Source organism: Trueperella sp. (genome assembly GCF_043424875.1).
Taxonomy (GTDB): domain Bacteria; phylum Actinomycetota; class Actinomycetes; order Actinomycetales; family Actinomycetaceae; genus Trueperella.
This window is the reverse complement of sequence record NZ_JBHWPL010000055.1, coordinates 1-14,835: the sequence shown is the minus strand read 5'-3', so window position 1 is coordinate 14,835 and position 14,835 is coordinate 1. Positions and strand designations below refer to the sequence as shown.

The window sequence follows — 14,835 nt, the reverse complement described above, 5'->3', positions numbered from 1 at the left end:
TGAGTGCCGGGGGCAGACAGGCGCGTACCTGGTCAGCCGCGGGCACCCGGGCGGCTACTTCTTGAGCGCCTCCACCATCTTGGGCAGGACCTCGTAGAGGTTGCCGACGATGGCGTAGTCCGCGAAGTCGAAGATGGTGGCGGTCTCGTCGTTGTTGATCACCACGATGGTCTCGGATTCGTCGATGCCAGCGGTGTGGTGGATCTGCCCGGAAATACCGACCGGGATATACACCTCGGGCGCAACGGTATAGCCGGAAACGCCAAGGTAGGAATCGCGATCCATCCAGCCATGGCCCTCGACGAGTGGCCTCGTACAACCGACCTCTCCCCCGATAGCCTTCGCGAGATCGCGGGCGAGCTCGAGATCCTCTTCGTTCATGAAGCCACGTCCCACGCCAACGATTCGGGTGGCGGCCGGCAGGTTGGCCTGCGCGCCCACGCCGATGTCCTCGCTCGTCACGGTGATGTCGTACGCGCTACCGCTAACTGTCTCTGCCTCCACGGAGAGCTCGACGGCCTCGCCGCTGGAGACGAGTCCCACCACGACGTCGTCGAATTCGACGTGCTCATGAGTGATGCCGCCGTAGCGCCCCAGCACTGCCGCGGCGTCGCCCAGCTCGCGCAATCCGCGCAGAACCGGCGCGTTCTTCGCCGCCGACAGCGCGCCCGCGAGCACGCGCCCCGCGGCGTTGTTCACCACGAGAATGGCGTCGCCGGGCTTGGCCTGCACGGCCTCGAGGACGGCGGGAACCATGGCTTCGGCCGGAGCGCCCCCGGTCTCGATACGCACAGCGCGGTCGACGCCGCCGATCTGCGCGTCGCCGACGATCACGCCGACGGTCTCTCCCACCGCCATCTCGATGGCGGCGGATACTTCAGCTTCGGTTGTCACGATCCATGTGGTCATTACAGCACCCCATCCTCACGTAGCGCGGCCACGAGCTCGTCCGCCGTCGAGAACATCTTGCCCTTGCGCTCGCGCGCCTCCGGCCGCTCCGTGCTCGCAACCTTGAGCGCGGCCTCAGCCGGCTCGACGTCGTCGGCGCTCAGCATCTCCACCGGCTTCTTGCCGGCCGCCAAAATGTCCTTCATTGAGGGCACGGCCGGCGACGTAGCATCCGAAGTTGTAGCGACGACGACGGGGCCCGGCACCGCCAGAGTGCGAGTTCCGCCGCTCACGCGCTGCGTCAGGGTATAGCCAGAGTCGGTGGCCTCGATGTCCGTCACGTCAAGGACGGCGGGCCATCCGAGATAGCCGGCGATGAGCGCGGGCATCATGCCTGCTGCGTCGTCGACGGACGAATCGGCCGTGAGGACGAGCGAGACGTCGCCGACCTTCTTCACGAGGTCTGCGAGCACCGAGCCGACCTGGGTGGAGGACCACTCGGCGGTGGCGTCGTCGGCAACGAGCAGCCCGCGGTCGAATCCGCGCGACATCGCGTTCTTCGTAGCCATCGCAGAGCCAGCAACCTTCATGCCAACGGAAATACCAACGAGTTCGACGTCTTGGGCTTTCGCCACGCGGCTACCAAGCTCAATCGCCACCGGATCAGATTCGGAAACGGCGGCCTTTGCACGCGACCAATCAATGCTGCCATCGGCCTTAACCGCGGCGTCTTGAGGATTGGGCGCATACTTATATGCCACAACAATGCTCATGTGAACTCCAATGCTTCAGTTCCAGACGACCTATTGTTGCGCGAACAATAGGGAAAATTCAGTGCGCCCCACCGCTTTTCATCTCATGGCTAACCCGATAGGTGAGATCGGCACGTACCCGGGGCGGTGAGTTCCGCACATAAAAGGACTGTGGGGTGCGAGAATATCGCACCCCACAGAGTCGGTTAGGACTTAGCCTTCCTGACCAACGCGAACGCGCTTAAAGTCAGTGATCTTTGCGCCTGCAGCGTCCACGACCTGGCGGACGGACTGCTTCGGATCGCGGGCGTAGCCCTGATCCATGAGCGTGACCTGCTTGAAGAAGCCCTGGAGACGGCCTTCCACAATCTTCGGCACAGCCTTCTCGGGCTTGCCCTCCGAGATGGTCAGCTCGGTGGCGATACGACGCTCGTTTTCCATGACCTCTTCCGGGATGTCATCCGCGGTGAGGTACTGCGGGGCCAGAGCGGCGATGTGAACGGCGACGTCGTGTGCGATCTCCGCGCCAGCGGCGTCGGTTGCTACGAGGACGGCGACCTGCGGGGGCAGATCCGTCGACGTCTTGTGCATGTAAGCCTCGACGTTCTCACCCTCGATGTACTCGACAGCGCCAACACCCAGCTTCTCACCGATGATTCCGGTGAAGTTGTTGATGGCGTCCGCAACGGTGCCATCCTCGTGCTTGGCGGCGAGGACTTCCTCGTTCGTCTTTGCACCAGCGTTGACAGCCGCCTCGAGGATGCCCTCGGCGAACGCGATGAACTTCTCGTTCTTCGCAACGAAGTCGGTCTCGGCGTTGACCTCAACGATCAGGCCGAACTGGCCGGCGTCGGCGTCGCCAATGTGCGAGAGCACAAGGCCGTTGGAAGCCGTGCGGTCGCCGCGCTTGGCCGCAACCTTCAAGCCCTTGAGACGAAGGATCTCTTCAGCCTTCGCCGTGTCGCCTTCAGCCTCGACGAGAGCGTTCTTCACGTCCATCATGCCGGCACCGGTCTTGTCACGCAGCGCCTTGACGTCTGCAGCAGTGTAGTTTGCCATGAATTCTCAATCCTCCAGGATTTAGGCGTTGTCTTCTTCGGTCTTCTCTTCGGTTCCCTCAGCCTCGTCGGCGGATGCTTCCTCAGCGGCCGGCTCTTCAGCAGCGGCTTCCTCGGCGGGAGCCTCTTCAGCCGGAGCCTCGGTCGCCTCAGCCTCGTCCGCCTTCGGCTCCTCAGCCTTCTCCTCGCCCTCTTCGCCTGCGAGAATCTCGCGCTCCCACTCAGGCATGGGGTCTTCGGAGTCAGTTCCGCCACCGCCGCGGGCAACGAGGCCTTCGGCGATTGCGTCGGCGACGACGCGGGTCAGGATGTCGATCGAGCGGATGGCGTCGTCGTTTCCGGGGATGCCGTAGTCGACGTCGTCGGGATCGCAGTTCGTATCGAGAATCGCGATGACGGGGATGTTGAGCTTGGCTGCCTCGGCAACTGCGAGGTGCTCCTTGTTGGTGTCAACAACCCAGATGGCCGAGGGGGTCTTGCCCATATCGCGGATGCCGCCGAGCGTGCGCTCAAGCTTGTCCTTCTCACGGCTCATCATGAGGAGTTCCTTCTTGGTGAGGCCGGAGCCAGCGACGTCGTCGAAATCGACGAGCTCAAGCTCCTTCAGGCGCTGGATACGCGAGTTCACCGTCTGGAAGTTGGTCAGCATGCCGCCGAGCCAACGCTCGTTGACGTAGGGCATGCCCACGCGCTCGGCCTGCTCGCGAATCGGACGCTGAGCCTGGCGCTTGGTGCCAACGAAAAGAATGTTTCCACCGTGTGCGACAGTCTCCTTGACGAAGTCGTACGTACGGTTGATGTCGTCGATCGTCTTGCGGAGGTCGATGATGTAAATGCCGTTACGATCGTTGAGGATGTAGCGCTTCATCTTGGGGTTCCAGCGGCGGGTCTGGTGCCCGAAGTGGACGCCAGCTTCAAGCAACTGGCGCATGGTAACGACTGCCATGGTCGTCCTTTCTCACGGCACAGTTTGCCTGTGCCTATTCTCGGTTTTTGCTGGGCGCGCGGTGCGGCCAGCCCTAGTGCCCCATCCAGCGCAACCTTAGGACCGATGCGCCGGAGACCTTGCGGCGAACGAGCACGCGTAGTCTGCGAAAAATCACAGCCTTGCTAGTTTATCCCAGCGCCCGTAGCCCGGCCAAGATAGAAACCGGCGAGAATGGGTGGTCTTGCCTACATTGACGCCGTTTTACGGCTGTCAATGAGTGTCAATTTTCGTGTTGACCGTAGGATGATCTCGGTCCTTTAATCGCAGGGGGTTTGGGTGGAGCCTGACGTTCTCTTTCGTGTTGTTGATGTGGCAGGCGTGATTGCCTACGGCGTGATCGGCGCAAGTTTCGCTCGCGCGCTCAATTACGACATCATCGGGTATCTCGTGCTGGGCATCTTGACGGCCCTGGGCGGCGGCATGATCCGCGACAGCCTGCTGGGCATCGGTTTCCCCGTTGCGCTCACCGATCCGTGGTACCTGTCCGGCGCGATCGGCGCGTCGCTCTTCGCCTACCTTATTCCGATGGACGGCCCGTGGGCCAAACGCGGGCTCCTCCTCGCCGACGTGCTGGCACTCGGCTGCTGGTCGGCTACCGGCGCCTCGAAGGGGCTCGCGGCCGGGCTGGCTCCGATCCCGTCCATGTTCCTCGGCGTGATCACCGCGACGGCGGGCGGCGTTCTTCGCGACGTCGTCATCGGGCGGCGCCCCGCAATCTTCGGCGCGAACCCGGTCTACGCCACGTTCTCCATCCTGGCCTCGGGCATCATGGTTCTCTTCCAGCGCGAGGGCCTGTATGAGCAAGGCATGGGCCTGGCGATCCTCGTGTGCCTGGTGTTCGGCCTCGCGGCGCAAAAGTACTCGTGGGTTCTCCCGCTCGAGCCCGTCAACATCCTCGAGACCCCCACCCGCCAGTTCAAGGAGCGCGGGCGCCGGCTGCGCACGAACGTCAAGCAGACGCGCAGCCAGCGAGCCAAGCGCGATAAGCGCAGGAGTCGGCGCGGCTTAACGAAGTAGTTCTCCACAGTTTCCTTCACGCGCACTTTTCCCACAAACGACGCCGATCGCGCGGCATCGATACCGCCTTTCGTGGCACCGTGGAGACATGAAGAAACGGACTCTTGCGATGACATTTTTGGCCTTCGGGAGCGCGGGGATCATGGCCGCTCCCCTTTCCGAGTCTCACCCCGCGTTAGCCCCGCGGCAGGACGTGACGGTCAGCGTGCACAATCCTGCCGGTGGGCGCCAGACGGGCGTTGACTACGACTGGCCCTCAGGCGCGGAGGTGCCCATCCTGCGCGAGTTTTCGGTGGGACCAGCCAATTGGAATGCCGGGCATCGGGGCGTTGATCTAGCGCTGGCAGCGGGGCAACCCGTGTATGCCGCAGCCGATGGCACGGTGATCTATTCCGGCCAGCTCAACGACCGGGATGTGGTCTCGATCGAGCACGCCGATGGTATTCGAACCACGTATGAGCCGATCGTGCCGGCGGTCAGCCGTGGCGATAGTGTTCGGCAGGGCGCCGTCATCGGGCACGTGGATGGCACGCACTGCAGCCCGTTTTCGTGTCTGCACTGGGGTGCCAAGCGCGGATCCGATGACTACCTCGATCCGCTGTCGCTGCTGACGACGGCACCGATCCGGCTGTACGAGTGAGCAATCCGGGGCATGCGACGGGAATCAGGCTCGCGGGTGCGCTTGACCGAAGGCCGCCCGCAAGCGCTCGGCACTGACGTGCGTGTAGCGCTGGGTGGTTCCCAGTGATGAGTGGCCAAGAACCTCCTGAACGCTGCGCAGGTCTGAGCCGCCGTCCAGGAGATGGGTGGCGGCCGAGTGACGCAGGGCGTGGGGGCCGACGCTGGGCACGCCCGCGAGCGCGGTCATGCGATCGAGCACCGTACGAACCATGCGCGGATCGATGCGTTTGCCGGCTTCTCCAAGGAAGACCGCATCCTTATCGTCCTTGACGAATTCTTGGCGAACCGTCAACCATTGCATGATGGCCTCGCGGGCTGGGCGGCCGTAGGGCACGATGCGTTCCTTGTTTCCTTTTCCAAGCACTCGCAGCGTGGCATCCGGGCGAAGGCTCGTGATGTCCAGCCCCACGAGTTCGCTCACACGAATACCAGAGGCGTAGAGGATCTCGAGCATCGCCCAGTCGCGCACAGCGATGCCGCCCTCCTGGCGAGCACGTTCCTCGGCAGTATCGAGCAACGTCTTTGCCTGCGATTGGGTGAGGACCGTGGGAAGCTCGTTATCGGCGCGCGGTGACTTCAGGCGTCGGCCCGCGTCGGTCTCGGTGTATCCGTTCTTGTGAAGCCAGGACGTGAAGCTTCGGATCGCTGCCGAATGGCGTGCCATGGATGCCCGGGAGTGCCCCTCGTGCGACGCCAGCCAGGACCGTAGATCTGCCAAGTCGAGGTACTCCAAGGAGCCTGCGACGTCGTCGGAGAACCTCCCTAGGAAGTCCACGAGCGACCGTGCCTCGGTGACGTAGGCAGTGACGGTGTGATCGGATAGCCCTCGCCGGACCGCGAGCTCGCGCTCGTAGTCGGAGAGGATCTGGTCAACGCCCATGCTTGTACCCTAATGCGATCCGGGCCGCGCGGCCGATCTTCGACGCGCCGATGCGCTCACGACATCTGCGTGTGTCCTCCGACGCCGGACTTTGTTCGTATCCACCGACCCGATCGCTCGTCGACGAGGCCGCTCAGCACGAGCCGGCCAAGAGCTGCGAGTGTCTCCGTGACCGACAGCCCTGCCACGCTGGCAATCGAGGCCACGTCGGCGCCCTTGCGAACCGGCACGGCATCGAGAGTTCGAGCAGTCCGGGGATCAAAATCGTCGGCAGCGCCGAACGAAAAGAAGTCCGGTTCGAGCGGCTCTTGGACGTGCATCGGTCCGATGAGTTCACGCAGGTGGTCCACGCTTGCAATAGCAGTTGCACCGTTGCGCAGGAGGTCGATGCACCCGCGGGAGTGGACGGCGTCGATCGGCCCGGGCACAGCACCAACCTCGCGCCCAATCTTCATCGCGTGACGAGCTGTGGACAGCGCGCCCGATCGCGAGGGGGCCTCAACCACGAGCGTGGCCTGCCCGAGGGCGGCGATGATGCGGTTTCTGGCGAGGAATCGATAGCGCTGGGGCGCCGCGCCAAGTGGAGACTCGGAGACCACGGCCCCGCCGCCGTCGAGCACCTGTCGGAACAGGTTCTCGTGGGCACGCGGATAGATGCGGTCGGCTCCCCCTGCGCTTACGATGATCGTCGGCTCCTGCGCGAGAATCGCGCCGCTGTGTGCGGCGGCGTCGATGCCGAACGCTCCGCCGGAGACGACGGTTGCCACCTCGGAGATGTCGCACGCGAAATCGCGGGCGATGCCGATCCCTGCTGCGGAGGCGGCGCGCGATCCGACGATGGCAACGGATTGGCGTGCCGTGAGTGCGCCCGGGTTCCCCTTGACCCACAGCACCGGCGGGGCCTCCGGACCCAAATCATTGAGCTGATCGGGCCACGCCTGATCACCCGGAATCAGCACGCTCATGCCGAGCGCATCGAGAGCCCTCATGTTGAACGGATCGTTGTGCACCAAGCGGTGGAGCCAACGCGCGGCCGCCTTGCGTTCTGCCGGAGTGAGATCGGCCCCTGACCGCACGGACTCGAGCGCATTGGCCGCGCCGAGCCGCTCAATTAGCTGATGCGCCAGGACGTCCGCGCCTTCGGAGATTCGCGACCATTCGATGCGAGCAAGACGTTCGTTCATCGTTCTCCCCCTCCACGCAGCGCGTAGGCAAGCGCGATGTCGTCGTCCGACGGCGAGTCGTGACCCGCCAGATCTGCCACGGACCAGGCAAGCCTGAGTACTCGGTCGAACCCGCGAAGTGTGAGGTCCCCGCGGGAAATCGCATTCTCGAACACGTTCGTCGCCGTGGCCGACAGCGCGGTATTCGCACGCAACCACGTGCCCGGAACCGCCGCGTTGTGGTCGGCTCCCGTCCCCGCGAGGCGCCGAATCTGCCGCTCGCGCGCCTGGCTCACGCGCTGGTGCACCTCATTGCTCGTGGTGATCGAGCCGCGCCGCAAGTCCGCTTTCGATGGGCGACGCAAAACGCATTGAATATCGATGCGGTCGCGCACCGGTCCACCGAGCGATGCCTGATAGAGGCGGTTATCGCGCGAGGTGCACGTGCAGGCGGACGGCGCATCTAGGATCTTGCCGCATCGGCACGGATTCGCCGCAGCAATCAACTGGAATCTGGCAGGGAACCGAACGTTAGCCTTCGCTCGAGCAATATCGATGTAACCGTTTTCCATCGGCTGGCGCAGCGACTGAATCACCCGCGCGGCGAACTCTGGGAACTCATCGCAAAACAGCACTCCCCGATGTGCGAGTGTTATCGCGCCGGGGCGCGGAATACCCGTACCGCCGCCCACCATCGCGGCCGGGGATGCGGTGTGGTGAGGCGCAGACAGCGGCGGCCGGGTCGGCAACGCCGAAAAGCGTTTGCCGACCAGCGAGGAAATCGCCGCCACCTCCAAGGCCGTCGCGCGAGTCAGCTCCGGCAAGATTCCCGGCAATCGCTGGGCAAGCATGGACTTGCCAATTCCAGGCGAGCCCACCATGAGCATGTGATGGCCGCCAGCAGCCGCAATTTCGAGCGCGGCGATCGCCTCATCCTGCCCGTACACGTCCGCGAGATCAACGGGTTCACTCGCCGCGTCCTCGCGAGAGTCTCGAGACTCCTGCGCGCTCAGCCGGTAGGAACACTCCGCCCCGCACATCTGAGCCACCTGGCCAAGATGCTGAACCGATACGACGTTCAGACCCTCAACAAGCTCGGCTTCGGCCTCGTTGGCCTGCGGCACGATCGCAGTGCGAATCCCCTGTTCCTGCGCGGCCACGAGCGCAGGCAGCACGCCGCGCACGGCCCGTACCGATCCGTCCAACCCGAGTTCGCCCATGACAACCGCCTCCGCGGGCAACCCGAATCCCATCGAGCCGAGAATCGCCACGGCAATCGCCAGATCGAATCCCGTGCCCGTCTTCAGCACGTCGGCCGGCGAGAGATTGACGGTCAACCTGCGGTTCGGCCACGGCACCGATATGGCGTGGAAGCCCGCCCGGAGTCGTTCCCTCGCCTCGTTAACGGCCGCGTCTGGCAGGCCCACGATCGTAAAGCCTGGCAATCCGTTGAGCTGAACGGCCTCGACGACGATGGGAACGGCGGACAGCCCGAGCAGGCTGAGAGTGTGTGCCCGGCCAACCGTTCCTGCAATAGCCGGCGCGCTCATGCGAGCACGTCCTTCACGTGGCTGATCGAATGCAGGCCCGTACTATCGACGTCAATGCCGATGACATCCACGGTGATCGCCGCCGCGAAACTGCCACGTTGCACGAGCCAACTAAGCAATAGCCCGCGCAACCGCTGAACCTTCGCGTACGTGACCGACTCCTGCGGCGAGCCGGCAAACCGCGTTCGGCGAGTTTTAACCTCGACGGCCACGATGGAATTTCGTGAGGGGTCAAACCCGACGATGTCGAGTTCCCCGCCGCGGGTTCGCCAATTCCTGTCAAGGATCGTCCAGCCGGCCTCTTTAAGATGTGTTGCCGCGAGGGTCTCACCCCACGAGCCAAGTTCATTCTTCGTCATCTGCTGCATATGTGTCATGCAGCGATTGCATCAAAACTGGAGGCTCGCGCGAATAGTTATCCTCCCGCTCCGCCCAATATCCGACGTTTCATCGGCTGTGGAGAAAAGTCCGCTGCCGCCCACGCGCCGCAGCTCGCGCGCCGCAGCTCAAGTAACACAGCGCCGAAGGCCCAGCCCGCTACTCGAAGTCGAGCTCGCGCGTGATGTCAGGCTTGTTCAGCTCCTCGACGTTCACGTCCTTAAACGTCACGATGCGCGCCCCTCGGATGAAGCGCGAGGAGCGGAAGATATCCCACACCCACGCATCGGTGAGCGTGACTTCGAAAAAGACGTCACCGGCGGCTGACGCGCGAACTTTCACATCGACGTCGTTGGCGAGATAGAACCGGCGCTCGGTCTCGACGACGAAACGGAACAGGCTCGCGACGTCGCGATACTCGCGGTAGAGCGCGAGTTCTGATTCGGATTCGTATTCGTCTAGTTCGCTCACGTGAGCCCCTGTTCTATGCCCGGTAACTTCCATGACGTGCGATGTTGCGCACTTGTTCCCAAGGTCCGCAGCCCCTCGATGTGCGAGGCCGAGGAGTACCCCTTGTTCCGTTCCCAATCGTAACCCGGATAGTCCTTGGCAAGTTCGATCATCAGCTCGTCGCGTGCAACCTTCGCCAGCACCGATGCTGCGGCGACGACGGCACACTTGGCATCGCCCTTGACCTCGGTTCGCACGGGATACGGCGGAAGCTGGGGCCCGATCGGGAGTCCGTCGGTGGTCCACCAGTCGTGCACGCCATCGAGCAACACGCCGCCAATGGTGTACCCCTCGAGCGAGGCGAGCGCATTGGCCGCCGCGATTCGCAGAGCGCCGATGACGCCCCATTCGTTGACTGCAGCGGGCCCGGCGTGTCCCACCGCTGCGGCATCTACCCACTGCGAAACCGCGGCCACGGCGTTCGTGCGCGCGAGCGGGCTCATCAGTTTTGAATCGCGCAGGCCGGCGGGGAACTCGTCCGCCGTCGTCAGTGAAACCAGCGCGATGCCAACGGAGGCCGGCCCTGCCAGCGCTCCCCTGCCCACCTCGTCGACGCCGGCCAGGTACACCGGTCCCTCAGAATGTTCGTTGAGGGAGGCAAGAAGTTCGCGTTCAAGCGTGCGGTCTGGTTCGATCATTCGCAGGGCGATGCTTGATTACGGGCTCGGATCGGGGACGTTCTCGAAGATGTGAGAGGCAGACGGGATCGTGCCGAAGCGGTCAAGAGGATAGACCGTCAGCCACGCGCGTCCCTCGATATTCGACATCGGCACGAAGCCGAATCCCGTGGCCTGATGGTGGAAACGAGCGTCCTTCGACAGGCTGCGGTTATCACCCAGGAGCCACACGTGGCCCTCGGGAACCGTCACATCGAAGGCCGAAGCCGAGGCCGTGACGCCCGGTTTGAGGTAAGTTTCCCGAATCGGTTCGCCATTGACGGTGATCAGACCTTCCTCGTTGCAGCACACGACGTGATCACCCGGCATGCCGATGATGCGCTTGACGAGGTGGTCGCCAACGTTTTGCGGAACAAGGCCGATCGCTTCGCCGACGTCGATCAGGACCTGCTGCCAGCCGGAGCGATTCTCCTCAGGTTCGTCGTCGAGCCAGTTGCCCGGGTCGACGAACACCACGAGGTCGCCGCGGTTGAGATCGTCCTCGTCATCGGCAAGCTTGTTGACCAAAATGCGGTCGCCTGGAATGAGGGTGTCTTCCATCGATTCGGACGGAATCGCAAACGCCTGCGCAATGAACGTCTTGATAATGACGGAAATGAGGAGCGCAACGGCAATGATCGTGACGAATTCCAGCGCGAGCGCACCGAATTTCGAGGACGTCGATTTCTCGTCCTCTGCTTGCTGACGCGCCTCGTGCTCCTCATGGGCCGCGGCGCTGTGCTCGCGGGGATTTTCCGGTGGGTACGACGGCGGCATCTGCTGGTCTTCGTCTTCGTGCCGATCCATCGCACCTCCCGCAATTAGAAACTCTAGCCTACGGCACGCCCGAGCGCCGTGCCCCGACGTCTCGTGTGTGTCACATTTTCGGGCGCTGGCGCGGGCAAAAAAGAAGCGCCCGGCCCGGGCGCTTCTCGGTAAAGACTCTTAGTCTTAGCGCTTTTCGCGGATCTTCGCGGCCTTGCCGTGACGATCGCGCAGGTAGTAGAGCTTGGCGCGGCGAACGCGACCACGGCTCACAACCTCAATGGAGTCAACGTTGGGCGAGTGCAGCGGGAACTTACGCTCCACGCCCACACCGAACGAGGACTTGCGAACGGTAAACGTTGCGTTGACGCCCTGGCCACCCTTGCGGTCGACCACGACACCCTGGAACACCTGAATACGGCTGCGGTTACCTTCAACGACGTTCACGTTGACCTTAACCGTGTCACCGGCGCGGAAGTCCGGGCGCTCCTTGAGGGACGCTTCATTAATCTTGTCGAGAATGTTCATGTCTCTTCTCTTTCACCCTGCACGCAGGTCAGAGTGCTTTCCGGGCAGTGCCCGTCCGTCTTAAATTCCTTGCTGCCGGGACCAATCCCCTGCGGCGGATCCGGTTCCCCAAAAATGCAAGCTGTATCATTGTGGCATATTCGCGCGGATCGCTAAAGTCAGGTCTTTGTTGACCTGCTCACCCACGAAGAATTCCCGCTCTCCAACGATCTCGAAGCCCGCGCGCTTGTAGGCGCGAATTGCCCGCTTGTTTCCGATGTTGGTCCCGAGCCACACGAAGATCTCCGGCGCGTCGACCGCCGCAGTGATCGCTTCGAGCGTGTCGCGAATGAGGATGTCGAACAGCCCCTTTCCGCGCCACTGCGGTTCGATATACATCTTCGACAGGTAGACGAGCAGAGGCTCGTCGGCTCCGTCGGCGAGTGCCGCGGCGGGTGCGCCCTCGTGCACCTGCCCGGCCTCGGGGATGATCGCGAGCGAATATCCCGCGATCTGCCCGTCCACTCGCGCAACGAGCACAAGGTGATTGGGGTCCGCGATGTATTGCGCGAAGTCGCGCTCGGACAGATTCTTCGCTACGAAGTCTGCTACGTCCTCCGGCTTCATGTCCGGTGGGCAGGCGTGCGGGAAGAGACGGCCTGCGAGCTGCGAGACCGCCTCCGCTTCGGCTGGCTGTGCCTCGTCGACCACGACGGCGAGCGGCCCGTCCTCCCCCACAACCCAGCCGAGCTCGGCGAGCTTGGCCCGATCTTTCTTATCGAGCTGATCCGGCGTGAGGGCGGCAAGCATGTCTGGACGGCGAGCGTCGGTGCGCTCGAGCGCGCGGTCCCGGCGCCAGCGCGCCACCTTGCCGTGATCCCCGGACGTCAGCACCGCCGGCACGTCATGACCACGGAACGTGGTCGGGCGGGTATAGACGGGATACTCGAGCAGCCCGTGCTCGCCATGCGATTCTTCGCGTAAAGACTCGGGATTGCCGACCATGCCGGGCACGAGGCGCGCCACGGCTTCAACCAGCGCAATCGCGGCCACCTCGCCCCCGTTGAGCACGTAGTCACCCAGGGAATACTCAAAAACCTCCATGCCCGAGCCGCGATAGTAATCGGCCACCCGGGCATCAATTCCCTCGTAACGCCCGCACGCGATGATGACGTGATCGGCCTCGGCCAGATCCCAGCAGTCGCCCTGCGTCAGCGGCGCTCCCGAGGGGGTCGGGATTGCGAGGACAGTGCGCGCCGGAACCTCGTTCGTTCCGGGGGTCTCGCCGTGAGCTGCGCCAACGACGTCGTCGATCGCCTCTGCCCAGACGTCAGGCTTCATGACCATGCCGGCGCCGCCGCCAAACGGAGAATCGTCGACAGTTCGGTGGACGTCGGTGGTCCAGTCGCGCAAATCGTGTGTTTGAACGGCGATCAGGCCGCGCTCGCGCGCCTTCCCCACCAGCGACAGATCGAGGGAGGAGAAGAACTCGGGAAACACCGTCACGATGTCGAAGCGCATTACTCGCGCTCCTTGATCTCACCGGTTTCCTCCGAGATCACGAGGTCTTCGGAGGAAAACAGGCCAGGAGGCGCATCGATGACCACGCAGTTATCCTCGAGATCCACCTCGGTCACGATCTCCTTGACGAACGGCACGCGGGCCAGCGCTCCGTCCTGTTCACGGATGAGCAGAAGGTCGTGGCCGGGCAGGTACTCCAAGCCAACAACAATTCCGAGCTCGTAGCCATCTGGGTCAAGCGCCTCGAGGCCGCGAAGCTCGTGCGGGAACCAGGCGTCTGGCTCGCCCTCGTCCTCGTCAGACTCGATGACGAGCCGTATCCCGCGCAGCGACTCGGCTGCGGTGCGATCCGCGTATTCCTCAAAGCGCACGTAGGTATTGCCCTTGTATTCGCGGCGTGCGGCAACGGTTAGCGGACCCATTTCTGCCGGATCCGTTTCGAGCATCGCGCCCGGTGCAAGGCGCGTTTCGGGCGCATCGGTGCGAAGATCGAGCCTGACCTCGCCCTTGATCCCCTGCGCTCTGCCAATGATTGCCACGGTTAACTGCACGTTGAATCTCCCATCCCAGAACCAATGAGTCCAGAACCTAAAAGTATTGTGCCCGCAAAGCAAAGGACCCGCCAACTGGCGGGTCCTTCAGATGTTTTGACTATCGATCGGTTTCGATCACGTCGACGCGTACCGAGCCCTGCGTAGCAAGAGCGCTAATAACCGAGCGCAGTGCCTTGGCCGTACGGCCATTACGACCGATCACGCGCCCGAGATCCTCGGGATTAACCCTGACCTCGAGCAGTTCGCCGCGGCGATTATTGCGCGACGAGACTTCGACGTCGTCTGGGTTGTCCACGATTCCGCGAACGAGATGTTCCAAGGCTTCAGCAAGCATTAGGCTTCCTCTGCTTCCTCAGCCGGGGCTTCCTCAGCAGGTGCATCTTCTTCTGCTTGTTCAGCAGCTGCGGCCTCTGCTTCAGCCTTTTCGGCTGCTTCAGCTTCCTCGCGAGCCTTGGCCTTGTCAGCACGACGCTTTTCGGCGTCGTCCTGAACAGCCTGAACGGCTTCTTCGCGGGCCTTCTCCTTGTCAACAACCTCGAGCGTGCGCAGGGTGGATTCACCCTCGAGTCCCTTGGCTGCCTGCCAATCACCCGTGATCTTCAGCTGTGCGAGCACAGCCTCAGACGGCTGCGCGCCAACCGAAATCCAGTACCGAGCACGCTCCGAGTTGATGTCGATAGTCGACGGGTCGGTGTTCGGGTTGTAGTAACCGATTTCCTCGATCACACGGCCATCGCGCTTCTTCTTCTGATCGACGACGACTACGCGGTAGTGCGGCTCACGGATCTTACCGAAGCGCTTAAGACGAATTCTGACTGCCACTTTAGCGGTCACTCCTATGTTCTACTTTGTGGATGCGGATCGAGTGCGTGGGAAATCATGCGCCTGATCGTTATCCGTCACTGAGGCCTTGCCGAGTTGAGAGGGGCTCGACGCAGCCTGAGTACAGTGGTTAATCATGCCAGAT

18 protein-coding genes are annotated in these 14,835 nt (G+C 63.2%); 2 read left to right on the top strand and 16 right to left on the bottom strand.

The genetic code is table 11. The features are described 5' to 3' along the window. Positions 1–54 precede the first annotated feature (54 nt). The 4 genes from ACHFFR_RS05625 to rpsB all read right to left on the bottom strand — a co-directional run bounded on the left by ACHFFR_RS05625 (position 55) and on the right by rpsB (position 3,644). Positions 55–909: an electron transfer flavoprotein subunit alpha/FixB family protein gene (locus ACHFFR_RS05625; RefSeq protein ID WP_394263295.1), complete on the bottom strand. Its 855-nt coding sequence runs from the start codon at positions 907–909 to the stop codon at positions 55–57. Then, positions 909–1,661: an electron transfer flavoprotein subunit beta/FixA family protein gene (locus ACHFFR_RS05620; RefSeq protein WP_394263294.1), complete on the bottom strand. Its 753-nt coding sequence runs from the start codon at positions 1,659–1,661 to the stop codon at positions 909–911. The genes ACHFFR_RS05625 and ACHFFR_RS05620 overlap by 1 nt, the downstream gene beginning before the upstream one ends. Before the next feature lie 192 nt (positions 1,662–1,853). After that, positions 1,854–2,699 (bottom strand): translation elongation factor Ts, encoded by an 846-nt coding sequence (tsf, locus tag ACHFFR_RS05615; protein WP_394263293.1) that lies wholly within the window; start codon positions 2,697–2,699, stop codon positions 1,854–1,856. Between the two features lie 21 nt (positions 2,700–2,720). Continuing rightward, on the bottom strand, positions 2,721–3,644 hold the full coding sequence (gene rpsB / locus ACHFFR_RS05610) for a 30S ribosomal protein S2 (protein WP_394263292.1): 924 nt from the start codon (positions 3,642–3,644) through the stop codon (positions 2,721–2,723). A 351-nt stretch (positions 3,645–3,995) separates the two neighbouring features. Between rpsB and ACHFFR_RS05605 the strand changes: the two genes are divergently transcribed. Further along, positions 3,996–4,703, top strand: coding sequence for a trimeric intracellular cation channel family protein (locus ACHFFR_RS05605; RefSeq protein WP_394263291.1), 708 nt, complete (start codon positions 3,996–3,998; stop codon positions 4,701–4,703). A gap of 142 nt (positions 4,704–4,845) precedes the next feature. Beyond that, the gene (locus tag ACHFFR_RS05600) at positions 4,846–5,343 is read left to right on the top strand and encodes a peptidoglycan DD-metalloendopeptidase family protein (RefSeq protein WP_394263290.1); all 498 of its coding nucleotides are present in this window, start codon (positions 4,846–4,848) and stop codon (positions 5,341–5,343) included. A 24-nt stretch (positions 5,344–5,367) separates the two neighbouring features. On the opposite strand, the gene ACHFFR_RS05595 is transcribed toward ACHFFR_RS05600, so the two are convergent. The 12 genes from ACHFFR_RS05595 to rpsP form a co-directional block, all read right to left on the bottom strand. Beyond that, positions 5,368–6,264 (bottom strand): tyrosine recombinase XerC, encoded by an 897-nt coding sequence (locus ACHFFR_RS05595; RefSeq protein ID WP_394263289.1) that lies wholly within the window; start codon positions 6,262–6,264, stop codon positions 5,368–5,370. Between the two features lie 56 nt (positions 6,265–6,320). Then, positions 6,321–7,448 (bottom strand): DNA-processing protein DprA, encoded by a 1,128-nt coding sequence (gene dprA, locus ACHFFR_RS05590; RefSeq protein ID WP_394263288.1) that lies wholly within the window; start codon positions 7,446–7,448, stop codon positions 6,321–6,323. Then, positions 7,445–8,977, bottom strand: a complete 1,533-nt coding sequence (locus ACHFFR_RS05585; protein ID WP_394263287.1) for a YifB family Mg chelatase-like AAA ATPase — start codon at positions 8,975–8,977, stop codon at positions 7,445–7,447. Before ACHFFR_RS05585 ends, dprA begins: the two co-directional genes overlap by 4 nt. Next, positions 8,974–9,354, bottom strand: a complete 381-nt coding sequence (locus ACHFFR_RS05580) for a YraN family protein (protein ID WP_394263286.1) — start codon at positions 9,352–9,354, stop codon at positions 8,974–8,976. The genes ACHFFR_RS05585 and ACHFFR_RS05580 overlap by 4 nt, the downstream gene beginning before the upstream one ends. A gap of 160 nt (positions 9,355–9,514) precedes the next feature. Further along, positions 9,515–9,859: a DUF2469 domain-containing protein gene (locus ACHFFR_RS05575; protein ID WP_394263285.1), complete on the bottom strand. Its 345-nt coding sequence runs from the start codon at positions 9,857–9,859 to the stop codon at positions 9,515–9,517. After that, positions 9,823–10,503, bottom strand: a complete 681-nt coding sequence (locus ACHFFR_RS05570; protein ID WP_394263284.1) for a ribonuclease HII — start codon at positions 10,501–10,503, stop codon at positions 9,823–9,825. The genes ACHFFR_RS05575 and ACHFFR_RS05570 overlap by 37 nt, the downstream gene beginning before the upstream one ends. Before the next feature lie 18 nt (positions 10,504–10,521). Continuing rightward, the gene (gene lepB, locus ACHFFR_RS05565) at positions 10,522–11,328 is read right to left on the bottom strand and encodes a signal peptidase I (RefSeq protein WP_394263283.1); all 807 of its coding nucleotides are present in this window, start codon (positions 11,326–11,328) and stop codon (positions 10,522–10,524) included. A 144-nt stretch (positions 11,329–11,472) separates the two neighbouring features. Further along, positions 11,473–11,814 carry a 50S ribosomal protein L19 gene (gene rplS, locus ACHFFR_RS05560; protein ID WP_394263282.1) on the bottom strand — a complete coding sequence of 114 codons (342 nt, stop codon included), beginning with the start codon at positions 11,812–11,814 and terminating at the stop codon, positions 11,473–11,475. Between the two features lie 126 nt (positions 11,815–11,940). Then, positions 11,941–13,314, bottom strand: a complete 1,374-nt coding sequence (gene trmD / locus ACHFFR_RS05555; protein WP_394263281.1) for a tRNA (guanosine(37)-N1)-methyltransferase TrmD — start codon at positions 13,312–13,314, stop codon at positions 11,941–11,943. Next, positions 13,314–13,865 carry a ribosome maturation factor RimM gene (gene rimM / locus ACHFFR_RS05550; protein WP_394263280.1) on the bottom strand — a complete coding sequence of 184 codons (552 nt, stop codon included), beginning with the start codon at positions 13,863–13,865 and terminating at the stop codon, positions 13,314–13,316. Before rimM ends, trmD begins: the two co-directional genes overlap by 1 nt. A 100-nt stretch (positions 13,866–13,965) precedes the next feature. Further along, positions 13,966–14,202: an RNA-binding protein gene (locus ACHFFR_RS05545; protein WP_394263279.1), complete on the bottom strand. Its 237-nt coding sequence runs from the start codon at positions 14,200–14,202 to the stop codon at positions 13,966–13,968. Next, complete coding sequence (gene rpsP, locus ACHFFR_RS05540) at positions 14,202–14,690, bottom strand: 30S ribosomal protein S16 (protein WP_394263278.1); 489 nt, start codon at positions 14,688–14,690, stop codon at positions 14,202–14,204. The genes ACHFFR_RS05545 and rpsP overlap by 1 nt, the downstream gene beginning before the upstream one ends. Positions 14,691–14,835: the final 145 nt, after the last annotated feature.